Origin of the sequence: Arthrobacter sp. SW1, from assembly GCF_001766675.1 — a bacterium.
Taxonomy (GTDB): domain Bacteria; phylum Actinomycetota; class Actinomycetes; order Actinomycetales; family Micrococcaceae; genus Arthrobacter.
This window is the reverse complement of sequence record NZ_MJLT01000069.1, coordinates 42,474-64,861: the sequence shown is the minus strand read 5'-3', so window position 1 is coordinate 64,861 and position 22,388 is coordinate 42,474. Positions and strand designations below refer to the sequence as shown.

General features: G+C 65.2%; 17 protein-coding genes. 9 read left to right on the top strand and 8 right to left on the bottom strand.

Translation table 11 applies throughout. The annotated features are described in order from the left end of the window. The first annotated feature begins 71 nt into the window (after positions 1–71). Entirely contained in the window at positions 72–1,175 is a 1,104-nt protein-coding gene (locus tag BIU82_RS18870) for an ABC transporter permease (protein WP_070351003.1), read from the top strand. A gap of 32 nt (positions 1,176–1,207) precedes the next feature. Further along, entirely contained in the window at positions 1,208–1,900 is a 693-nt protein-coding gene (locus tag BIU82_RS18865) for an ABC transporter ATP-binding protein (RefSeq protein WP_070351002.1), read from the top strand. Between the two features lie 30 nt (positions 1,901–1,930). On the opposite strand, the gene BIU82_RS18860 is transcribed toward BIU82_RS18865, so the two are convergent. Further along, the gene (locus tag BIU82_RS18860; RefSeq protein ID WP_070351001.1) at positions 1,931–2,335 is read right to left on the bottom strand and encodes a helix-turn-helix domain-containing protein; all 405 of its coding nucleotides are present in this window, start codon (positions 2,333–2,335) and stop codon (positions 1,931–1,933) included. Between the two features lie 85 nt (positions 2,336–2,420). On the opposite strand from BIU82_RS18860, the gene BIU82_RS18855 reads away from it, so the two are divergent. Beyond that, entirely contained in the window at positions 2,421–3,026 is a 606-nt protein-coding gene (locus BIU82_RS18855) for an NAD(P)H-binding protein (RefSeq protein ID WP_070351000.1), read from the top strand. A gap of 92 nt (positions 3,027–3,118) precedes the next feature. Further along, positions 3,119–3,826, top strand: a complete 708-nt coding sequence (locus BIU82_RS18850) for a YceI family protein (RefSeq protein ID WP_083292422.1) — start codon at positions 3,119–3,121, stop codon at positions 3,824–3,826. Here the strand turns inward: BIU82_RS18850 and BIU82_RS18845 are convergent. The 6 genes from BIU82_RS18845 to BIU82_RS18830 form a co-directional block, all read right to left on the bottom strand. After that, complete coding sequence (locus tag BIU82_RS18845; RefSeq protein ID WP_070350999.1) at positions 3,823–5,277, bottom strand: NAD(P)/FAD-dependent oxidoreductase; 1,455 nt, start codon at positions 5,275–5,277, stop codon at positions 3,823–3,825. The two genes, BIU82_RS18850 and BIU82_RS18845, sit on opposite strands and share 4 nt — an antisense overlap. After that, a complete protein-coding gene (locus tag BIU82_RS18840) occupies positions 5,270–6,784 on the bottom strand; it encodes a glycosyltransferase 87 family protein (RefSeq protein WP_070351063.1) in 1,515 nt (504 codons plus the stop codon). The genes BIU82_RS18845 and BIU82_RS18840 overlap by 8 nt, the downstream gene beginning before the upstream one ends. A gap of 165 nt (positions 6,785–6,949) precedes the next feature. After that, a complete protein-coding gene (locus BIU82_RS20000) occupies positions 6,950–7,090 on the bottom strand; it encodes a hypothetical protein (protein WP_171906589.1) in 141 nt (46 codons plus the stop codon). Between the two features lie 329 nt (positions 7,091–7,419). Further along, positions 7,420–7,548, bottom strand: coding sequence for a hypothetical protein (locus BIU82_RS20275; protein WP_290439157.1), 129 nt, complete (start codon positions 7,546–7,548; stop codon positions 7,420–7,422). Positions 7,549–7,706: 158 nt separating this feature from the next. Then, positions 7,707–8,291, bottom strand: a complete 585-nt coding sequence (locus BIU82_RS18835; RefSeq protein ID WP_070350998.1) for a histidine phosphatase family protein — start codon at positions 8,289–8,291, stop codon at positions 7,707–7,709. Continuing rightward, entirely contained in the window at positions 8,292–9,767 is a 1,476-nt protein-coding gene (locus BIU82_RS18830; protein ID WP_070350997.1) for a CCA tRNA nucleotidyltransferase, read from the bottom strand. 186 nt (positions 9,768–9,953) lie between these two features. On the opposite strand from BIU82_RS18830, the gene BIU82_RS18825 reads away from it, so the two are divergent. The 5 genes from BIU82_RS18825 to trxA all read left to right on the top strand — a co-directional run bounded on the left by BIU82_RS18825 (position 9,954) and on the right by trxA (position 16,044). Continuing rightward, complete coding sequence (locus tag BIU82_RS18825; protein WP_070350996.1) at positions 9,954–10,454, top strand: NUDIX hydrolase; 501 nt, start codon at positions 9,954–9,956, stop codon at positions 10,452–10,454. A 45-nt stretch (positions 10,455–10,499) separates the two neighbouring features. Next, entirely contained in the window at positions 10,500–12,524 is a 2,025-nt protein-coding gene (murJ, locus tag BIU82_RS18820) for a murein biosynthesis integral membrane protein MurJ (protein ID WP_070350995.1), read from the top strand. Positions 12,525–12,663: 139 nt separating this feature from the next. Beyond that, positions 12,664–14,463 (top strand): ABC transporter substrate-binding protein, encoded by a 1,800-nt coding sequence (locus tag BIU82_RS18815; RefSeq protein WP_070350994.1) that lies wholly within the window; start codon positions 12,664–12,666, stop codon positions 14,461–14,463. Positions 14,464–14,717: 254 nt separating this feature from the next. Further along, the gene (gene trxB, locus BIU82_RS18810; RefSeq protein ID WP_070350993.1) at positions 14,718–15,674 is read left to right on the top strand and encodes a thioredoxin-disulfide reductase; all 957 of its coding nucleotides are present in this window, start codon (positions 14,718–14,720) and stop codon (positions 15,672–15,674) included. Positions 15,675–15,717: 43 nt separating this feature from the next. Beyond that, on the top strand, positions 15,718–16,044 hold the full coding sequence (gene trxA / locus BIU82_RS18805) for a thioredoxin (protein WP_070350992.1): 327 nt from the start codon (positions 15,718–15,720) through the stop codon (positions 16,042–16,044). Between the two features lie 5,139 nt (positions 16,045–21,183). Here the strand turns inward: trxA and BIU82_RS18800 are convergent. Further along, the gene (locus BIU82_RS18800; protein ID WP_070350991.1) at positions 21,184–22,386 is read right to left on the bottom strand and encodes a ParB/RepB/Spo0J family partition protein; all 1,203 of its coding nucleotides are present in this window, start codon (positions 22,384–22,386) and stop codon (positions 21,184–21,186) included. Positions 22,387–22,388 lie beyond the last annotated feature (2 nt).

Below are 22,388 nucleotides of genomic sequence, written 5' to 3'. Positions count from 1 at the left end.
CCCGCCGCCGGGAGAGTGGAAACAGACGCACACCGCCCGGCCATGGATGCCGGCACGAGCAAAGGATTCCGATGTTCCTCGCACTCCGCGACCTCCGTTTCGCCAAGGGCCGCTTTGCCCTCATGGGCAGCGTGGTCGCCCTGATCACCCTCCTGCTGGTGATGCTCTCCGGGCTCACCGCCGGCCTGGCGAACCAGTCGACGTCGGCCATCGCCGCACTGCCGGCGGACCGGATCGTGTTCGGCGCACCTCCGGGCGGCGAAGCGAAGGCGTCCTACACCGAATCCGAGGTCACCCCAGGGCAGCTCGACCAGTGGCGCGCAGAGCCAGGGGTTTCCGGGGTGAGCGCGTTGGGCATCAACCAGACCCGTTTCCAGTCGCTAGGCGATGACGGAGCGGCCCGCGGCACCGCCAATGTGGCCGTGTTCGGCACGGACGCCGCGGTTGCCGACCGCACGGCCCCCGCCCCGGCCCCGCTGACGGACGAAACCGTGGTGATCGGCGAATCCCTGGCCAAGGAACTGGATCTGGCGAAGGGCAGCGAGGTAGCGGTCTCAGGCACCACACTGACCGTCTCCGCCGTCGTCCCGGACCAGTGGTACTCGCATACCGGCGTCGTGTGGACCACCTTGGATACCTGGCGCAGGATCGCACACGCCGGAGCGGAGGAGGCCACCGTCCTGGCCGTGGCCTTCGACGCCGGAGCCTCCGTGGACGCCGACGCCGCCAATGCTGCGGCCGGCACGGTCAGCGCGACTCCTACGGAATCCTTCCAGGCGCTCGGATCCTACAAGAGCGAAAACGGCTCGCTCCTGCTGATGCAGGCCTTCCTCTACGGCATCTCCGCCCTGGTGATCGTGGCGTTCCTGACGGTCTGGACGGTACAGCGCACCCGCGACATCGCCGTCCTCAAGGCCCTCGGCGCCTCCACCGGCTACGTGCTCCGGGACGCGCTGGTGCAGGCCGGCATCGTGCTGCTGGCCGGCGCGGCTGTGGGCGGGACCATCGGTGGGGTGGGCGGCTTCTTCGCGGCGCAGGCCGCACCGTTCCTGGTCACCCCGCTCACCAGCATCCTTCCGGTGGCGGGGGTCGTCGTGCTCGGCCTGGCCGGGGCCGTCCTCGCCGTCCGCGGGGTCACCCGGGTGGATCCGGTGCTCGCCCTCGGCGGCAACTAGTCAGCTCCCAAATTCCTCGAAAGGCATATACCGTGACCACCCCGCTCAGCCTCGTCAACGCCACCCTCGAGTACCCGGACGGCGGTTCCACCATCACCGCCCTCGACTCCGTGAACCTCAGCGTAGGCGCCGGCGAATTCCTCTCCCTCGTGGGGCCTTCCGGCTCCGGCAAGTCCTCGCTCCTGGCGGTGGCGGCGACGCTCATCGCGCCTACTGCCGGACTCGTCCTGATCGACGGGCAGGACACCACCGCCCTCGGCCCGCGCGAACGCGCCACGGTCCGCCGGGAGTCGGTCGGCATCATCTTCCAGCAGCCGAACCTGCTTCCGTCGCTGACCGCCGTCGAGCAGTTGCTCATCGGCGAGCACCTGCGCGGCAAGCCGCTGCGCGCGGCACGTCAACGCGCGGCGGAACTGCTCGACGTCGTCGGGCTGGCCGGCGAGCTCGGCAAGCGTCCGCACCAGCTCTCCGGCGGGCAGCGCCAGCGGGTGAACATCGCGCGCGCCCTGATGGGCAGCCCGAAGGTGCTGCTCGTGGATGAGCCGACGGCGGCCCTGGACATGGAGCGCAGCGAGGCGATCGTGCGGCTGCTGCGCCGCGTCACCGATGAGTTCTCGACGGCGACCCTCATGGTCACGCACGACACCGAGTTCGTGCCGCTCACCGACGCCGTCGTCACCATGCGGGACGGACGGCTGGGGGCGCCGGTACGGAGCGCCGCTTAGGAAAAGCTGCGCGAGGCCTGGTAAACGGCCCTAACCCAGCAGCGCCTCGTCCTGGGCATCGTCGTAGGCGTCGCGTGCGGCGAGAATGGCGGGCACGTGGCTTTCCGCCCACTGCCGCAACTGCGCCAAGGGCTCCAGCAGGGAGCGGCCCAGTTCGGTGAGTTCATAGTCCACGCGCGGCGGCACCTGCGCGTGGATGGTGCGGGTGACCAGGCCGTCGCGTTCGAGGGAGCGCAGGGTCTGGGTGAGGACCTTCGGGGTGACCACGCTGACCATCTTGCGCAGATCGGAGAAGCGCACCGGGCCGTCGGCCAGCACCTGCACCACCAGTGAAGCCCACTTGTCCCCGATCCGCTGGAAGATCACGCGGGAGGGGCAATTAGGGTTCAGCACGTCGGCGGGCAGGGCATCGCCTGCGCCCTCAATAGTATCCACGGGGTAACTCAGTTCCTTTGAAGCTATCAGTATCAAATAGATACCGTCTTTTCCGTAGAGCAGGTTACCAACCCCGAGGAGAGACATGAAAATCGCAGTGTACGGCGCAACCGGCATGGTCGGCAGCCAGATCGTCAACGAATCCCTCAGCCGCGGCCACGAGGTCACAGCCATCTCCCGCAAGGGCGCGGAGGTTGCCGGCGCAACCGCGAAGGCCGCAGACCAGGCTGACGCCCAAACCTTCGCGGACATCGCCAAGGAACACGACGTCGTCGTGCTGGCCACCGGCCCCAGCCGCACCGGCGGGGACCACGGGGAGTGGCTGGATGCCATGGCCACCGCCTACAGCAACGCCGAAGGCACCCGGCTCATGATCGTCGGCGGCGCCGGCACCCTGACCATCGACGGCGTGCGCCTGCTCGACTCCCCGGAATTCCCCGAGGCATACAAGGCCGAAGCCACCACCGCAGCCAAGGCACTCGAGCTGGTCCGCGAGACCCCCGAATCCCTCGACTGGACCGTCCTCGCACCGGCACCTCTGATCCAGCCCGGTGAACGCACGGGCAAGTACAACACCGCCACGGACACCCCGGCCGGCAACGCCATCTCCACCCAGGACTACGCCGTCGCCATGCTGGACGAAATCGAGTCCCCGGCACACCGCCGGGCACGCTTCACGGCAGCCAACTAGGCGGCCGCCACAGCGCAGGTCGGGGCCGGGAACTTTCCCGGCCCCGACCTCGTGTTTTACGTGAACCTTCAAGTACATCGAGAGGAAGACCCATGGCCGGAATGAAACGACCCTGGATCCTGGTCGCCGTCGCCGCTATTGCCATCCTTGCCGCACTCGCCGCCATCTTCGGGCCGCAGCTCTACGCGCAGTCCCAGGGCCCGGCCCCGGAGCCGCTCTCGGTCAGCTCGCCGTCGCCCTCCGGCTCCGCCGCCGCCCCGACTTCCCCGTCTACGGGCAGCAGCAACGACGCCGGCACCTGGAACGTCGCCTCCGGCTCCCAGGCCGGCTACCGGATCGACGAGGTTCTCAACAACGCCAACGTCACCGTCGTCGGCCGCACCGACCAGGTCAGCGGCACCGCCACCGTCTCCGGTACGCAGCTGACCGCCGCCTCCATCACGGTGGACGTCGCCAGCATCGCCACGGACAGCGGCAACCGGGATAACTACTTCCGCGGCACCGTCATGAAGGCAGAGACGTTCCCGACGGCGTCGTTCACCTTGACGGCGCCGGTCACCATTCCGGCGCTCAGCTCCGCCCCTGCCGCGGTGGACGCGAAGGGAACCTTGGAGCTGGCGGGCCAGAAGCGCGACGTCGCCGCCAAGCTGCAGCTGGTCCGGGACGGCGCGAAGGTCTCCGTCTCCGGCAGCATCGACCTGGTCCTGGCCGATTTCGGCATCTCCGCGCCGGACCTCGGCTTCGTGAAGGTGGAGAACACGGGCAAGGTGGAGTTCCTGGTCCACCTCGAAAAGGCCTAAGCCGGCCCCAGCTCCGGCACCTTCACCCCGAACACGTCCTTCAGGGCGTGCCGTGCCGCGTGGAATCCGGCCATGCCGGTGACTCCCGGGCCGGGCGGCGTGGAGGACGAGCACAGGTACACCCCGGCCAGCGGCGTCCGCCACGGCACCGTGGAAACCACCGGACGCCGCAACAGGCCCGGCACGTTCATGGCCCCGGCCCCGAAGTCGCCGCCCACATAGTTGGGGTTGTAAGCGGCCAGGCCGGCCGCCGTCGTCGTCTTCCAATCCACCACCACGTCCCGGAAGCCGGGCGCGAACGCCTCGATCCGGTCCGTCACGGCGGCGGACACGTCCACCGTTGAGCCGGCGGGCACATGGCAGTACGTCCACAGGATGTGCCGGCCGGCGGGCGCACGGCCCGGGTCCACCACGGACGGCTGCGCCACCAGCACATAGGGCTTGGCCGGGTGCCGCCCAGCGGCAACCTCGTTCTCCGCGGCGGCCATCTCCGCCCGGGTTCCGCCCACATGGACAGTGCCCGCTGCAGCGAGTCCCGGAGCGGCCCACGGCACCGGGCCGGAGAGGATCAAATCCACCTTGCAGGCTGCATTCCCGAAGCGGAATGCTTCCAACGCGCGCCGGTAGCGCGCGCCGGTAGCCCCCTCGAGGGCGTCCCCGGCAATGCCGAGCAGTTCCGGCGGCGCCACATCCAGCAGCACGGCCCGGGCCGGCCGGAGCTCGTCGAGTGAACGCACCCGCACCCCGGTTTCGAAGACGCCGCCGTGTGCCTCGATGTCGCGCACCATGGCGTCCACGATCGCCCCGGAACCGCCCACGGGAACCGGCCAGCCGCCCACATGCGCCAGGGTGCTCAGCATCAGCCCGGCACCGGCGGGAACCAAGGACGGCAGGGCGCCGACAGCATGGGCCGCGGCCCCGGTCAGGAGCGCCGGGGCCTCCTCGCCGGCGAAGCGCCGGTTCCACCACGGCCCGCCCTGGGAGAGGGTGGCGAGGCCCAGGCGCAGCGCGGCCAAGGGATCACGCGGCACCCGCAGCAGTTGGTTCTGGGTGACGTCCAGCATGCCTTCAACCCGCTCCACGAGGGGCCGCATCAGCCGCCCGAACGCCGGGCCGTCAGCCCCGAGCTCCGCGACCGTCCGCTCCAGCGAGCGGTAAGCGAGGGCCGCCCGGCCGCCGTCGAGCGGTGTGCCGTACTGCACCTCCGGCAGCCGCAGTTCCACGCGTTGTTCCAGGCCGAAAGCACGGAAGAAGGGCGAGGCCAGCGCCATCGGATGCACCGCCGAGCACACATCGTAGAGGTGCCCCGGCTCCAGCAGTTCCGCGGTCCGGGCGCCGCCGCCCAGCGCCTCCGCCGCCTCGTACACGCGCACGGACAGCCCGGCGCGCGCCATCACCACCGCCGCGGCCAGGCCGTTCGGTCCGGAGCCGACGACGGCGACGTCAGCCATCGCGGCCGTCCGCGCCTTCGCTGCCGTCCGGCAGAGTTGCGGTCACCTTGGGGGCGGAACGCCAGGGCAGCAGGGACTCCGACGGCCGGGCAAGATCGAGGCGCAGCCAGTCGCGGGCGCCGTCGAAAACGCCGCCGTGCGGGTCATCGATCCGTCCGGTGCGGACCGGATCCTGCCGCGGGTCCCAGATGTCGATGGCCACCCGGGCCATCAAATATGCCGTTGCGGCCATATGCAGGAAGACGGCCAGGACGTAGTACGGCATGTCCAGGTTGTTCTGCGCGGAACCGCCGCTGGTGTACTGGCCAAGGAACATCCACACGGCACCCCAGTGCAGGGCCTCGGCCGCCTGCCACAGCAGGAAGTCCCGCCAGCGCGGCCGGGCCAGGGCGAGCAGCGGCACCAGCCACAGCACGAACTGCGGGGAATAGACCTTGTTGGTGAGGATGAACGCGGCCACGATCAGGAACACCAGCTGGGCCATCCGGGGCCGCCGCGGCGCGGAGATCCCCAGGAGAGCGATCAGCGCGCAGACCGCCACAAACAGGTACAGGGCCAGGGAGTTGATGGTTTCGGGGCCCAACTGGACCCAGCGCAGCCGCTCCGCCACCAGGTTGTAGGCGAACCACGGCGAGCTGAAGCCGGCCGGCCGGTCCTGGGTGAACTCAAAGAAGTAGCGCCAGCCTTCAAAGTTCATCAGGGCGATCGGCACGTTGACCACAAGCCAGGACGCCGCGGCAGCACCGGCCGTGACGAAGAAAGCGCGGAGCTTGCCGCTGCGGAGGGCCAGGACCAGCACGGCCCCCAGGATCAGCACCGGGTACAGCTTGGTGGCGGTTCCCAGGCCGATGAACACCCCGGCCAGCGCCGGCTTTTCCCGGGCAAAGAAGTACATGCCCACGGCGAGCAGGGCCACGGCCCACATGTCCCAGTTGATGAATCCGGAGAGCACGATGCCCGGGGCCAACGCCACCATGGCCGCGTCCCAGGGCCGGCGCCGGTTGATCCGCGCGGTAGCGATGACGGTGACGATCCAGGCGGCCACCACCAAGGTGGCGTTGAGGTCGAAGTAGCCGCGGGTCCGTTCCAGGTCCAGCCCGCTCCCAGGAACCATCAGGGCTGTGACGCCGGCGATCAGTCCCATGATCACGGGGTATTCGAAGAGGCCCTCGCGGTCGAAGAAGGGGACCACGCCTTCGCCGAGCCCGCGGCTGCGGAAGAGCTCGGGGAAGTCCGAATAGCAGGTGGCATAGAAGTGCGTTGGGGTCTCCCAGCCGTTGGCCCGGCAGTAGCCCTTGATCAGGACGCCGAGCAGGGCCGCGATGATCGTGAAGATGATCAGCACACGTTCAACGGTGAAGAAGCCGGGGGAGACCGCGCCCGGTGCACTGTGGCTGCCCAACGGCCCGCCGGCGACGTCCGTGAACTTCGCCAGGAAGGAATCGCTGCGGCTGGGAATCACAAAGCGCGCACGCTTCGCTTGGCGGTGCGGCTGGGTTTCCTGCATGGCTTCGAGCATACCGGCGGCGCCTGAGCGCGAGGTCCGGCGCTACGGGTTCCACGCCTTAAAAGGCGGAAGCCCACGCGTAGCCGCGTGGGCTTCCGGGGCGAACGGAAAGATGTGTGCCATCAGTCCCTCCTGGTGGTAACTTGGCGGGTCCATGACGGGCACTCAGCGGATGACTCCCATCTGGTGCAGGACGACGAAGACGTCTTCGCGGCGCTGGTCGAGGAGTTGCCCGTTGAAGAGGGTCCTGTCCTTGGCGGCAGGCTTGGCGTTGAAGACCAGCAGGTCTTTGAGGCGCTTGCCCATGGTTCACCTCCTTTCTACAGGGTTGGATTGCCTGGAATTGGGCATGACGATTAAGGCCCTTGAATTCAAAGAAAACAGCGGACCTTATGGCAAATAAATGCCAGGCAAAATGCGGGTAAATCAGCGGAATTACGGAGTGCCGATGGAAGCCGGGAAATCCCGGGTAGCAAACAGGGCGTCCCCAACAAGAAGCTGGTTCCGAACTATGAGGACTCTGCGCACCACGGGGCCGGTGTCCACGCGCCTGTCATGGCGCGGATGATCCGGTGGTTCCGCTGGGAAGCTTCGCTTCCGAAAGCCGGGCCTGAGCAGGGCTCAGAACTGAAGGCTTAGGCGGCGAAGGCTCCGCCAAAGGCAGGCACCATGGAATTGTGCGTGCCGTAATTCGGGCGCCGGGCAGCGAAGGTCGGGGCAGCAGCAGAGACGGTCATCTTCCATCCGCTAGTCAAAGTAATCATTTTCCCAACCTCCTTTTCGCCTAAGACGCTGCCCGGTTGACTTACCCGGACAGCGCGCACCTCGTTCCCGGCGGGTCGCTCTGGGAACAAGAATAAAGCTACACCATGAATCCTGGGATTGACCAGCTAATTCACGGTTAATTCAGAAAATTATTTTCCTAGAGGCCCCAGCGGATAATCGCGGGTGTCTTTTTGTCCCAGCCGAGGGTGCAGACCTTGGCCGTGCCGAGCACGAAATGCCGGCCTTCCCGTGCGTCCAATTCAAGCCAGCGGGCCGTGAGGATGCGGGAGAAGTGGCCGTGCGCCACCACCAGCACGTTGTCCATTCCGGATTCCAGCACCCGGGCGATGATCTTGTCCGCGCGGGCAGCCACGGCGTCCAGGGTTTCACCGTTGGGGACGCCGTCGGTCCAGATCAGGTAGTCCGGGTTGTCCTTGCGGATCAGGTCCGAGCTGATGCCTTCGTAGTCGCCGTAGTCCCATTCGACGGCCAGCGGTTCGTGCACGGCGTCGGGAAAGCCTGCCAGTTCCGCGGTCCGGCGGGCGCGGCGCAGCGGCGAGGTGAGCACCATGTCGAACTCGATGCCCTCGAGGACCTTGCGTGCCTCCACGGCCTGCTGCTCGCCCTCCACCGTCAAGGGGAGGTCGGTCAGTCCCGTGTACTGGCCGCTCTTGGACCATTCGGTCTCGCCGTGACGCATGATCCACAGCTGCGGGCGGGAGATCTTTGCCGGGTCAATCACTTAGGACTCCTCTGCGGGCGTGTCGTTCAGGTCTGAATGCTCGACGGCGGACTCGGGCTGCTCTGCCCACCAGGCCTTGAGTTTCGCCACGGCGTCGTCGTGGTCCAGCGGGCCGTGCTCCATCCGCTGCTCCAGCAGGAACTTGTAGGCGCGGCCGACCACCGGGCCCGGGGCGAGGCCGAGCAGTTCCATGATCTGCCCGCCGTCCAGGTCCGGCCGGATCGCGTTGAGGGATTCCTGCTCGGCCAGCGCGGCGATGCGCTGTTCCAGGTCGTCGTAGGCGAACGACAGGCGGTCGGCCTTGCGCTGGTTCCGGGTGGTGACGTCGGAGCGGGTGAGCCGGTGCAGGCGCTCCAGCAAGGGGCCGGCGTCGGCAACGTAGCGGCGCACGGCGGAATCGGTCCAGCCGGCATCGCCGTAGCCGTAGAAGCGCATGTGCAGTTCCACCAGGCGTGCCACGGCCTTGATGCTGTCGTTGTCGAAGCGCAGCGCCTTCATGCGCTTGGCGGTGAGTTTGGCACCCACCACGTCATGGTGGCGGAAGCTCACCGCGCCGCCCGGTTCGAAACGGCGCGTCGCCGGCTTTCCGACGTCGTGCATCAACGCGGCGAAGCGCAGCACGAAGTCCGGGCCCGGCACGGGGCCGTCCGCGTCGGTTTCCAAGGCGGCGGCCTGCTCGAGAACCTGCAGGGAGTGCTGGTAGACGTCCTTGTGGCGGTGGTGTTCGTCGGATTCGAGGCGGAGCGCGGACACCTCGGGGAGGACGTATTCGGCCAGGCCGGTGTCCACCAGGATGTCGATGCCGACGCGGGGGTGGGCTCCGTTGATCATCTTGACCAGTTCGTCGCGGACGCGTTCGGCGGAGATGATCTTGATGCGGTCTGCCATTTCGGACATGGCCAGCCGGACGTCGTCGTGCACCGAAACACCCAGCTGGGAGGCGAAGCGCGCGGCGCGCATCATGCGCAGGGGGTCGTCGGAGAAGGAAGACTCGGGAGCGCCCGGGGTGGCCAGCACGGCCGCGTGCAGGTCCCGCACACCGCCGAAAGGATCCACCAGTTCAAGGGAGGGCAGGCGCAGTGCCATGGCGTTGATGGTGAAGTCGCGCCGCAGAAGGTCGTCTTCCAAGGAAGAACCGAAGGCCACCACGGGCTTGCGGGAGTCGGGATCGTAGGCCTCGGCCCGGTAGGTGGTGATCTCGATCTGGAAGCCGGACTTCTTCATGCCGATGGTGCCGAAGGCCCGGCCGATGTCCCAGAAGTTGTCCGCCCAGCCCTTGATGACGGAAATGGTCTGCTCGGGGGTGGCGTCGGTAGTGAAGTCGAGGTCCGGGGAGGTCCGGCCCAGGAAAAGGTCGCGCACGGGGCCGCCCACCAGGGACAGCTCGAATCCGGCGTCAACAAAGCGCTGCCCGAGGTCCAGCACCACCGGATCGAGCGTGAAGTTGACTGAAGAACTGTCCAATACCTGCGCCATAGTTCCTTAAGCTTGTCAGATTTTCAGCGGCCCATCACACAGCACTTCGCGGCCACGGCCGGTGTGCGTCACCGGCAGGCAACCCCAAGTCCATGTCCCCGTCATCAAGTCGGGGCAAGAGTCGTTAGAGTGGACTTCATGGCCAACCCGATCCCGAGTGCTCCTGGCAGGAGGACCAACGCACCGTTGCCGTCGGCAATCGGTGCGCACGTCGCGCCCGCCCCGCACCCGGTCCAGGCCTCGCTTCCCACCGTGGAGGAAGTGTCCGCCGGCGGCGTAGTGGTTGATACCTCCGACGGCGAACTCCGCGTCGCGATCATTGCCCGCCTTAACCGGGGTGGCCGCCTCGAGTGGTGCCTGCCGAAGGGGCACCCGGAAGGCAAGGAAAACAACGAAGAGGCCGCGGTCCGCGAAATTGCCGAGGAAACCGGCATCGAAGGCGATGTCCTGGCACCATTGGGCAGCATCGACTACTGGTTCACTGTGAGCGGCCACCGGGTGCACAAGACCGTGCACCACTTCCTCCTGCGCGCCACCGGCGGCGAACTGACCATCGAGAACGATCCCGACCAGGAAGCCATCGACGCCGCCTGGGTCCCGCTGCACGAACTCGCCCGGAAGCTCTCCTTCCCCAACGAGCGCCGGATCGCCGATCTGGCCAAGGAAGTCCTGCCGGAACACCTCTGAGCACAGTTCACCCCGGGACACCTTGCTCATGGGACGATTAGGGCGATGTCTGCTGCCAAGAACTCCCAGTCCGTCCACTCCGGAGAAGCCCGTTCAAGCGCCATCATGGCCGCCGGGACGCTCGTCTCCCGCTTCCTCGGCTTCGCGAAAACCTGGATGCTGGCGGTCGCACTCGGCCTGGGGTCCACTGTCAATGACACCTTCATCAACGCCAACAACCTGCCCAACCTGATCTTCCTGCTGGTGGCCGGCGGCGTGTTCAATGCCGTGCTGGTGCCGCAGATCATCAAAGCCAGCAAGGGCCCGGACAGGGGAGCGGATTACATCAGCCGCCTCCTGACCCTCGCGGTATTGGTCTTGCTGGGCCTGACCCTGCTGGTCACGCTCGCCGCCCCTCTGGTCATCGACCTCACCACGCAGGGCTACTCGCCGCCGCAGAAGGCCCTCGCGGTAACGTTCGCGTTCTACTGCCTGCCGCAGATTTTCTTCTACGGCCTCTATGCCCTGCTGACCCAGATCCTCAATGCCAACGGCGCCTTCGGCCCGGCCATGTGGGCGCCCATCGTGAACAATGTGCTGGCCATGGCAGGGCTGGGCATGTTCATCTGGATCCTCGGCGCCAACGTGGACCACCCGCACACTTTGGACAACTGGGGTCCGTTCCAGACCTTCCTGGTGGCCGGCTTCTCCACCATCGGCGTGGTGGCACAGACGGCGGTCCTGCTCATTCCGGTCCTCCGGCTCCGGCTCGGCCTGCGGCCGCGCTTCGGCTGGCGGGGCGTGGGACTAGGCCAGGCAGCAAAGCTGAGCGTCTGGACGCTGCTGACTGCCGCCGTCGGGCAGTTGGCGTTCCTTTACGTCATGAAGATCGCCACCATTCCCGGCGCTGAACGCCTCCGCTTGGAGCAGTCCGGGCAGCACGAGGCCGCTGCCACCCTGCCCGGCAACGCGGTCCTGGAGGTCGCCAGCCAGCTATACCTGCTGCCGCATTCGATCATCGCGCTGTCCCTGGCCACCGTACTCTTCAACCGCATGACCCACGCCTCGCAGACAGGAAACCGGGCCGAGCTGCGCAGCGCCCTCTCGCACGGCCTGCGCACCATGGCGGTGGCCACGGTTTTCGGTGCCCTGGCCCTGTTCGCGCTTGCCGGTCCGCTGGGCATGTTCTTCTCAGGCGGCAAGCCGCAGGACGGCGTCATGCTCGCCCAGACCCTGACCATCCTGGCCCTGAGCACCCCGTTCATGAGCGCCAACTTCATGATGTCCCGCGTGTTCTACGCCAACGAGGACGCCCGCACCCCGTTCCTCATCCAGGTGATCCTGGCGGCCGTGAATGTGGTGGGCGCCTTCGTCATCCAGTTCCTGCCGGTGGGGCAGATCATCTTCGCGATCGCCGTGCTGTACACGCTCGGAAACATCCTCTCCGTGGTGATCAGCGTGTGGTTCCTGCGCCGTCTGCTGGGCCATGTGGACGGTCCGCGGGTGGCCAACTCCTACATCCGGATGGGGTACGCCGCGCTCGGTTCGGCCCTGGCCGGGACCCTGGCGCTGTGGCTGCTGGGGAGTTACCGGGCCGACGGTTTCGCCTGGAGCAGCCGCCCGGCCGCCATGGTGACCATCGTCGTCGTCGGGCCAGTCATGCTGCTCGCGTACCTGCTGCTGCTGCGCGTCTTCCGCGTCACCGAACTGCGCGACCTGCTCCGCCCCCTGCTCGGTCGCCTGGGCCGCGGCGGCGCGGCATCCGCTTCCGGGGAAAGCCCGACGGCGGCACGCGCCACAGTCTCGGACGATACCGGCCTGATTCCACGCATCTCGGGCGAATTCGACGCCGCATCCTTCCGCGCCGGTCCGGACCTTTCGGGCTTCGGACCCGGTGGCGGGCAGGACGAGGAAGACCGTTACGGCGGTTGGACCCGGCCCGCCCGCAGCTACCTTCCCGAAGAGGAAAAGCCCGCCCCCGGGGCCGGCTCGCCTTTCCGGCGCGGCACTCCGCTGCCCGGACGCCGAACCCGGCAGGAGGCCGGGGGAAGACTCTTCGGGCGCGGCCGCAAACACGGCCGCGGCGAGTGACTTAGCCGCTCCAGACCAAGGCCGGAGCGGCTGAATCGGCTAGGATCAGAAGCTGAGAGGTAGTTGCAGGCCACGGGTCAACCGGCTGACCGGAAGCCCGGATGGGGGCCGCAGCTGCCGGAAAGCCTAGGAGGAGCCCGTGTCCCAGCCGATCGATGTCGGATCAGTACTTGGCGGCCGCTACAAGGTCACCGCCACCGTGTTGACCTCGCACGACCACGACCTGGTGCTCGACGGCGTCGACCAGGTCCTCAACAGGCCGGTCAGCATCCTCGTTGCAGGTCCCGGCAACGCCGAACAGCTCGCCCAGAGCGCCCGCGAGGTGGCCACCGGCGAACGGCCCGGCAATGTGCAGATCCTGGACCTCGGCGTCAGCGAGAGCACCACGTACCTGATCGCCAACCACAGCACGGCCCCTGACCTGCTGGACCTCGTGGTCGCCACCAACCCGCCGTACGTGGAGCCCTTCTTCACGGACACCCTGGGCAGCGAAATCTTCGGCCAGGCGCGTTCGCACGAACCCGAAACCTACGACGGCCTGTACGACGATGACGAACACGACGCCGCGTACATCAACTACGACGATCCCGGGAACTATGTCGCCGCTCCCGAACGTCCGGCGCCTGCCGCCGGGGGAGCTCCAACGGGAGGCCCCGCTGTTCCGCCCATGCCCGCGTCCAAGCCAAGCGCCGGCGGCATCGGCGCGCGCATTGCTGCCGCAGCCGCCGGTGCAGGAGCCGCCGCCGCGGCCGCCGCTTCCGCAGTGAAGAACGCCGCAGGAAAGTCCGGCTCGGAAGATCCGGCGTCGGCGGAGCCAGGCCGCACTGCTGATGCGAACCGCACTGTCCATGACGACGCCGGCAGCCCGGCACCCGCTGGGCCCGGGGACGCTGAAGCTACTGACTCCCGGTCCGCGACGCCGGCCGGCGCAGCTGCCGCTTCGCCGTCGCCGTTTGCTCCGCCTGCCCCCGCGAAGGCTCCGGCCGACCCCGCTCCGCAGCAGGGCATACAGCCTGCAACGCAGGCGGTACCGGCGGCCCAGGCTACGCCCCCGGCGCATACCGCGCCTGTCCACACTGCTCCTCACGCGACGCCGGAAGAGCCAGCTGAGACCCCCAAGGTTTCCCTCTGGTCCGATGACGACTTCGCAGGTGCAGGAGCGGGCGCGGCGGCCGGTGCCGCAGCGTCCTACGACCGTGGCGCCAGCAACTTCCCGGCCTCGGCCCGCGAACAAGTGGATGCCTATGAGGATGAGGACTACTACGAGGACGAAGAGCCCGTGCGGGAGCCCCGTTCCGTGCGCTGGCTGGTTGGTGGCATCCTGGCCGCCGTCCTGGTCGTAGGCCTGATCCTCGCCGTCAATACCCTGGGTGGCCTGCTGGGCAATAACAACAACCCGCCCGCGGCGAAGCAGACCACCCCGGCTCCGACCGGTGGCAACACGGGTACCGGCAGCCAGGGCGCCAGCTCCAGTGCACCGCCGGTCGCGGCACCTCCGGCCATCGAGGGAATCACCCGGCAGGGCGATTTCGATTTCGCCGGCGGCTATGACAAGGACCTCGTGAAGGCCTTCGACGGCAATGCTGCCAGCTACTGGTCCAACATGGAGTTCGGTAGCGAGGACTGGGGCGGATTGGTCCCGGACGGCGTCCCGCTGGTCGTCAAACTCAAGGAACCGGCTTCCATCAAGTCGATCACCCTGAGCCAGCTCGGCGCCTCCGGTGGCAGCATCAGCGTTTATACCAACGACCGCCCGGCCATGGACGGAGCCAAGCTGGTGGGCACCAACAGCTTCACGTCTCCGGATCTCGTCATGCCGCTGAGCTCGCCCGCCACCGCGCAGTACGTGATCGTCAACATCAAGACACTGCCCAAGCTCGCCGCACCGAAGACCCGTTACGGCTACGGCCTGCGACTGGCGGAGATCAAGGTCCAGTAGTTCCGAAAGCGTTGGCAGCGCCGGAATCCGCACCGCGGATCCGGCGCTGCTGTTTTTAAGCCGGTCCTCCGGGCACGGCGGTCGTATTACGGCCGGGAGAGGGCGCTGCCCGTCGTAGTAGGGGCAGACGGTACCCTGAATATGGCAGATACCAGGCTCCCGGAGCGCCGGAATATTCGGCGGCGCCATCGGGTTGTGCCATGTGGCCGGGTTCGAACACCGGTGCATCGACTAAGGAAGAGGTTCACCCAACAGTGAGCAACGCAGAAAACACCGCGTCCAACGTACGTGATGTCATCATCGTAGGCTCCGGTCCGGCCGGTTACACCGCGGCTGTCTACACGGCCCGTGCCAACCTGAAGCCGCTGCTCATTGCCGGTTCGGTCACCGCGGGTGGCGAACTGATGAACACCACCGATGTCGAAAACTTCCCGGGCTTCCCGGAAGGCGTCATGGGCCCGGACCTGATGGAGAACTTCGAGAAGCAGGCTGCCCGTTTCGGCACCGAGATCCAGTTCGAGGACGTCACCTCGCTGGACCTCGAGGGCGACATCAAGACCGTCACCATCGCCACGGGGGAGAGCTTCCAGGCACGCTCCGTCATCCTCTCCACCGGCTCCGCATACCGCGAGCTTGGACTTGAGAACGAAAAGCGCCTCTCCGGCCACGGTGTTAGCTGGTGTGCAACCTGTGACGGTTTCTTCTTCAAGGACCAGGACATCGCCGTGATCGGTGGTGGCGACTCCGCCATGGAAGAAGCGCTCTTCCTCACCAAGTTCGCCAAGTCGGTCACCGTGGTCCACCGCCGGGACACCCTCAAGGCCTCCAAGATCATGGGTGACCGCGCGCAGGCGCATGAAAAGATCAACTTCCTGTGGAACACCGCCGTCGAGGACGTCCTGGGCGCGGACAAGGTGACTGGCCTGAAGCTGAAGAACCTGGTGGACGGCAGCACCTCGGAATTGCCCGTCACCGGTGTCTTCGTCGCCATCGGCAACGATCCCCGCACGGAGCTGGTCAAGGACAAGCTCGAGCTGACTCCCGAGGGCACGATTGCTGTCCAGGGCCGCAGCTCCAAGACCAGCATCAAGGGTGTCTTCGCCGCCGGCGATGTCATCGACCCCACTTACCGTCAGGCGATCACAGCAGCCGGTTCAGGCTGTGTGGCCGCACTCGACGTCGAACATTATCTGGCAGAGCTGCACGGCTAGTCCGGCAGCGAGCAAGCAACTGTCCATACGAAGGGAACAAAGAATGAGCAACGCAAAAGACGTTACTGACGCCAGCTTCGGCACCGATGTCCTTCAGGCTGAAAAGCCGGTCATCGTCGACTTCTGGGCAGAGTGGTGCGGTCCGTGCCGCAAGCTCGGACCCATCCTGGACGAGATCTCCGTGGAGTACGGTGACAAGGTAGACGTCGTCAAGGTGAACGTTGACGACAATCCGGCCATCGCTGCCCAGTACGGCATCACCTCCATCCCGGCTGTTTACCTCTTCAGCGGGGGAGAAGTGAAGAACACGGTCATCGGCGCCAAGCCGAAGCAGTTCTTCGAGAAGGAATTCGAAGCAGTCCTGTCCTAGGGACTTCCAGTTCCGGGTTTTCGTACCCAGGAGCCGCTTCAAAGGCCGGCGGACGTTGCTCCAGAGCAGCGGCCGCCGGCCCTTTTTATGCCCTTTCCACCGGCCTCCTGGACGCGGCGGCGTTCGAAGTCATTGAAGTAAGCCCATCCAGGGTTCATTATGCGGGTTTCTTACCTGAAAGGTCCTTGGATCGGGTTGCTTCGCTTTCACGCTGTTTCCGGAGGAGCATTCCACCGCGGCTCGCGTGCATTCGCCAGGTGCGGTGAACCTTTGCGTGGGCTCGTTGGGCCTGGCAACGGGTGCATTCGCGGGGCTTTCCTTGCCTTGGTGTTTCACGTGAAACACGGCACGGATTTCGCCTCCACGGTAGATCGATATCCCTCCGTAGTCCGCGGCGCGGAATCTGATTGGAGTTTCCATGCTCGAGCGCTTCGATCACTTCCTGCCAGAGGAGCGAACATCCAAGCAAGACGCTTGACGCCTAGAGCAGCGATTCCGGCCCTACCCGCCGCACATTTGCAGCACTGTCAGCGCCACCTCTGACTTCGCAGCCGGCTATAGGACACTAAACAGCTAGGTATTGAAATTCGGAAGCAAATCGCACCTACACCAGATTGGATTTCCGGGAAACGGCATACTCGGAATAGATCTGCCAGCGATGCTCTGACCAGCAACATTCCCCCTGCTCAAGCCCTGTTTGTTGGATCCCCACACTGTCCCATGCCCTACATGCGGGCCAAATGGCAGACCACGCGGGCTCGACATCAATCGGAACCGAGTCAGGACGTCCGTCCAGCAAAGGAAGACATCGAAGAAGGCGACCCATCGAAGCCGGGCTAATGGCGTTCATGTATCCAGGCGGCCGTCAGAGCGTCCGTGTGGGCCTCCAAGGCCAACCGGGGACCCCTTCCCCTCCCCGCAGCACTCCGAGCGGCGCAGCGCCTGACCAACTGGCGCCTGGATCCGTCCTATCCGAATCCGTATACGTGGACAAAGTCAGGATTCCCGGAACATTGCGGCTGGCTCAGATCAGCTGCCTTAGAGAATGGCACGCGGAACTTCTCATGTGTGGCCACGCCCGACCCAGCCTGTACCCGCAGGCCACGGCCACTTCCTTTGAGGCGGGGTACGAAGATAAGTAGCCTGTCTGCGGCTGGAACACTTCGCGCAGCCAGGAATGCAACGGCGGGCTCTCGCTAGATGCCGGGCTCTGTGTTCGGCTGGCACTCTTCCTGGCCTGCGAATGCGTCACTATCCCGCATGGAGGAGCTCCTGCACCGTTCCTGCATCGACATACTGGCGAGGGCCACAGCCGCCTGACCGGGAGCGTGTTGGCTCGTGGTACTAGCCAACCTTTCGGAGGCTGCTACCAGTGTTTCACGTGAAACACATACGTTTATCCCGTGCTCTAGCCGCCGAACTCATGCGGCAACAACTTGGAGGCGGTTACGACCGACCCGGCGCCAGTTCTATGACGGTCCTATGGAAGAGCTATCCACTGTCGGCCTACTCTCTAACAAGGAGCGCTCCTCGACAGATCTCGCCCTTCGCGCTGAATTCAGCCGACGACTGTCCCTTAACTTGAACAGGGATAGCCGGCAGCAACCAGAACTCCGGGGCCCGCACGTGGCTTGTTTCTTCAAGGTTCAGCTAGTTTCAAACAGCCTACGGGGCTGATTATGGACGGACGAGGGGCCACGACTAGGAGGCACTTCAAGCCTCAGCACAACACTGCGGGCGAAGGGCCACGTTTTCACGGTCGTCCGCGCAAATTCCTTCCGGCCTGCAAGTGAACCCTTCAAAGTAGCCCAGCTCTATAGCTCCGTGAGTTGCAAGGAACAGCAACACCTGGGGCCACGTCCACCACACCTCCACGCCATGCCTCGATCCAATCCTTGCCGCCCGCAACAGAAGATGCTTAGCTGTGCTCGCTCGAAATCCTCCGTCACCCCGTTCCTCTCTCTCAGCAGAGTCCATGGATTCAGACAGACTCACTCCTGCGACATGTAGCTGCGACGAGAAGTCCTCGGCCTAATGCGAGGCCCTTTCGATTGACGACCGCTCGAGGATGTTTCACGTGAAACGGCCATCGGCTCCTAGCTAGAGCCACACCGAACAAGCTTCGCCCATCGGCTCAGTCGTGTAGTTCCTTCTTTCCGACCGACCACCAGAGGACGGCGGTACAGACTCGTTAGCCGCCAGCGCCGCCGTCGCGGGGCATCCCACCGGACGGCCACCGCGGTCTCTGTCTGCACGGAAGCCAGCTGGACAGCCCCCGGCAGGGAAGGGCGCCTGCGCTTTTCGCCATCCAGCTCCGCGCACCGTCAGTCCCATTAGGACGATCATGGCTGCCACCCAACGGCAAGGAACGTGCGCGCTAGTCTAGGGACATGCGGGCCCGCTACTACAGGGGAGCCGTCAACGCATCCGAAAGGACCCAGGCAGGCGGCGTACGCCGGAGCCCCTTACGTCGCTTCGACTGGAACCGCAAACCACACGTAGCAAGGAGCTTTGAATCCGTGACCGCCGGCTATCACTAGGCCGCCTGGCTCGGTATCTGGAACCTACGACCAGCCTTACCAACCATCTCTCCGGAGCCCCCATAGGTCCCAGACCATGCCCAAGACGATATCGAGCCGGAAGCGAAACCAGACGCCATTCGACCAACCCAAGAGCTGTCGCGCTCTAGCCCTAGACTTCCGAAGGCCACATTAAGTACACGCCGAAATCCCGTCGGGTCCGCCCTACGCACGCGCCGAAACATCTGACCACGTCGCTCAGAACGGACGCATCCATGAGATCTCGAGCTGTACGGCCACCGACTTATCCACCATCGCGGGCACAGTTATGCACAAGGTTATCCACAACAGAATCCACAGGTGTCTCGACGCGCTAAGAGTTGATGTGGCGGTGTGACCAAGTGCCATTCATTGCAACACTAGTGAGCCGTACTCGGCCACTCGGTCCCAAGCGTTGAGTTCGTGGCCAATCTGCCATCCTTCGGGACCAAAATCCGCCAACACAGGCAGAATTCAGCACTATCTGAGGGAGCCAACGCATGTTTCACGTGAAACCAGGGATCGCCACTATTGGGCATCGCGTCCTCACTGCTCAAAGCCGCACCTTAAGCTGTCGGTGCAGCCGCCGGATGGCACCGGAGGGGACGGCGTAGTCCACAGAGTTATCCACAACGCTATCCACCATCAGCCGTCCTGTTCTCAACAGCCGTATCCGCCCAGAGACCGGAACAAGACATCGGCCCGTTGGGAGCACAGCACGGACCAACCAACCTGATCGCTCAAGGCGAGCGATAGGAAATGGTGGACCTAAATGTGGCAAGCCAAGGTGTCATCCACGCGTCGTACGAGCCTGGCCCGCGACAGTCTGCCGCGGGCAAGACACGCTGGCTCGATCCTGATCAATCGGTCACCCTGAACTGCACTGCGACATCGCAGCGCACTCCGACTGCAGCTACGAGCGCGGCAGCACGGATGAGCGGCGCCGAGGATCCCTCCAAGCTGACCGTATACCAGGCAGCGGTGCCGGCCGCTTTCGAACGACCAAGCGAGTGCGCGTGCAGTGCACTATTCCAATCTGCACGCCGGAACACAGCGTGTATTCGTGCTGAAATGCGTTCGGAAGCTGCCGAGGATCGAAGCCGGCAATGAGGCGCTGGGATCACTGTATGCTCGCCCCAGCCGTGTATCCCTCCCAGGGGCGCAGAACTGCGTAGGGACCACGTAGATGGCCCGGGCGCGGCTTGAGTCGCCTCGCACCTTAGGGGCCAGTAGAGGCCGGAGCAGGGCACTATGAAGACACAGACAGAGAGGCCAGGGTAAGGAGGCGCTGTGAGGCAGCCACGCCCGTCTGGGACCTCTGGCGCTGGTCCGATAACACTCTGCGCTCCACAGCTTGCTCGGACGCCTGTAAGACCCAGCCAATATCCGCCAAACCAGGATCCCTAGCCATGCCAGGGCGATGAATGGCGGCAACTCGCTACTGCAACGGCTCTTCTGGGATGGCGAACCGTATGCCACTCAGCCGGCTAGTCCATGCCTCGGCCCACCGGCGCAGCATTGTTCCTTGACCGAGGGAAACTAATCACCCCAGGGTGGCTGGTGCAGTCTGCACCGTCAGCACTCCATCGAGTGTTTTCCACGGCACCGCGCAAGGTGCCGATTGTGGCCGTTGGCGTAACCACCCGAATGCGCTCCATGGTTTCACGTGAAACGACGACAGCGAGCCTGCTGCCTGCATCGGAACGCTCCCAACCGGCGAATGGCACGGATGAAGCGTCGGGAAATCGAAAGAAGAACGCAGTTTCACGTGAAACATCCTGGACTCCTACTTCGCAAGACGATTGCACTGCCGAAGTTCCGGAACGTCAAAAAGCCGGCAGGAGGGGAATCGCCGGGCGCGATACGGTCGTCTGTTTCACGTGAAACTACGTCGACTCCCGAGGAAAAACGCTTCGGGCGCTATCTAGAAGACAGAAGGCCGCTTGGCACTCAAACCCACAATTCCACGCAGGGACCTTAGCCAACGCGCCATTCCTTCGCTAACGAAAAGATGCGCACACAGAAGCGCTCCAAGGGCATAACCAGCCCTGTTGGCCATCCAATTCATTCGAACAGCAAGCAACGTTCGGGAGTTCACAGCCGTTCCGCCGGTCCTGACGAAACGAACCGGAACGGATCCAGCCCAACAACACCAAGCCCCGTTGAGCCAGCAATCCGGAAATAGTCGAACGGGGACCCAATCATGCAGTCCCACCACACGGAGAACAACCCAGGAATCCTCGGTACGAAGGAATACCTCTCATCTGCCGAAAACCCAACGCGGGTGAGCTAAGGAAGGACGTACTAGCGCCAGGAACGGAGCGGCCGGCCACGCAACCCGCTCAACAACGAAGAAGCCCGTAGAGATCCAGCAAGACGACCTGAACTGCCTTCCGGAGGCGAGTAGTTGCCGCTGCAGATCCACCTGAGCCCTTCTCCTTGCCACCCTCCCATCGATCGATGCGGAGGTTGCGCGCGTCCCGAAGCATCATTGAGCCCACACTGCTGCCGCAAACATGGTGAATAACAAAGAAGCGCCCCTCCCAAGCAGGGAGAGGCGCCTCATATGAAAGCGACAGAACTATGCGTCGGCCCCGGGGGACAGGACATCCATAATGCGGTTCAAATCCTCAACGCTGGCGAACTCGATGCTCACACGGCCCTTACGCGCTCCGAGCGTGATCTTCACATTGGTATCCAGGCGATCAGAAAGAGACGAAGCAAGGTAGTCCAGGCGCTCATGGCGGGCGTTGGGGCGCGGAATGTTGTTCTTGGCCGGCGTAGACGGCTCCTGGTACAAAGCCACAGCTTCCTCGGTGGCCCGCACGGACATGCCCTCGGCGACGATCTTCTGTGCCAAGCGCTCCATGGCGGCGGCATCCGGGAGGGCAAGCAGGGCACGGGCATGGCCGGCAGAAAGGACATTTGCAGCAACCCGGCGCTGGACCAAGGGCGGAAGCTTCAGCAGGCGCAGCGTGTTCGAAACCTGCGGACGCGAACGTCCAATGCGGTCCGCCAGCTCTTCGTGGGTGGTGCCAAAGTCCTCAAGGAGCTGCTGGTAGGCGGCTGCCTCTTCGAGCGGGTTGAGCTGGCTGCGGTGCAGGTTTTCCAGCAGTGCGTCGCGCAGGAGGTCATCATCGCTCGTATCACGGACAATCGCCGGGATGGTTTCGAGGCCGGCAGCCTGCACAGCACGCCACCGTCGCTCACCCATGACAAGTTCGTACGGTTCTCCACCCTTTTCGGTTGAAGTACGTACAACAATTGGCTGGAGGACGCCGATTTCCTTGACCGAGTGAACCAGTTCCGCCATATCGTCTTCGTCGAAGACACTACGGGGCTGTTTGCGGTTCGGATGAATGTCCGTGACCGGGATTTCAGCAAAACGGGCACCCGGAACTTCAACGAGTTCCACCTCGGGTGCTTCCGAGGCCGCGGGTTTCGAGCTGGCGTTCCTGGCGGGCTTCGACGCGGGAGTCTTCGCAGCAGGAGTCTTGGCAGTCTTTGAGGCCGGCGCAGCCTTCGCAGCAGGAGCCTTTGTCTTCGAATCAGCGGCAGCCGGTTTGGAGGACGTCCGCGACGCCGGCCTGGAGGCGGGAGCAGCAGGCGCTTCCGCCGTCGTCGGCTCGGCTTCAGGGACGGAAGGCGCAGCCTTCTTCGCATCCGGGAAGAAGAGGTCTACCGGTCGGGAGGCGGCGGCGCCGTTGCCTGCAACACCAGCCGAAGCCGAGCTGGGAATGAGGGCACCAAGGCCCCTGCCCAGTCCCCGTCGCTTTTCGCTCATGT

Coding starts and splice junctions, on each gene's coding strand:
- BIU82_RS18840 (WP_070351063.1), bottom strand. CDS start 6,784: ATGCAGGAAACCCAGCCGCACCGCCAAGCGAAGCGTGCGCGCTTTGTG.
- BIU82_RS18870 (WP_070351003.1), top strand. CDS start 72: ATGTTCCTCGCACTCCGCGACCTCCGTTTCGCCAAGGGCCGCTTTGCC.
- trxA (WP_070350992.1), top strand. CDS start 15,718: ATGAGCAACGCAAAAGACGTTACTGACGCCAGCTTCGGCACCGATGTC.
- BIU82_RS18800 (WP_070350991.1), bottom strand. CDS start 22,386: ATGAGCGAAAAGCGACGGGGACTGGGCAGGGGCCTTGGTGCCCTCATT.
- BIU82_RS18845 (WP_070350999.1), bottom strand. CDS start 5,277: ATGGCTGACGTCGCCGTCGTCGGCTCCGGACCGAACGGCCTGGCCGCG.
- murJ (WP_070350995.1), top strand. CDS start 10,500: ATGTCTGCTGCCAAGAACTCCCAGTCCGTCCACTCCGGAGAAGCCCGT.
- BIU82_RS18850 (WP_083292422.1), top strand. CDS start 3,119: ATGGCCGGAATGAAACGACCCTGGATCCTGGTCGCCGTCGCCGCTATT.
- BIU82_RS18855 (WP_070351000.1), top strand. CDS start 2,421: ATGAAAATCGCAGTGTACGGCGCAACCGGCATGGTCGGCAGCCAGATC.
- BIU82_RS20275 (WP_290439157.1), bottom strand. CDS start 7,548: ATGATTACTTTGACTAGCGGATGGAAGATGACCGTCTCTGCTGCTGCC.
- BIU82_RS20000 (WP_171906589.1), bottom strand. CDS start 7,090: ATGGGCAAGCGCCTCAAAGACCTGCTGGTCTTCAACGCCAAGCCTGCC.
- BIU82_RS18830 (WP_070350997.1), bottom strand. CDS start 9,767: ATGGCGCAGGTATTGGACAGTTCTTCAGTCAACTTCACGCTCGATCCG.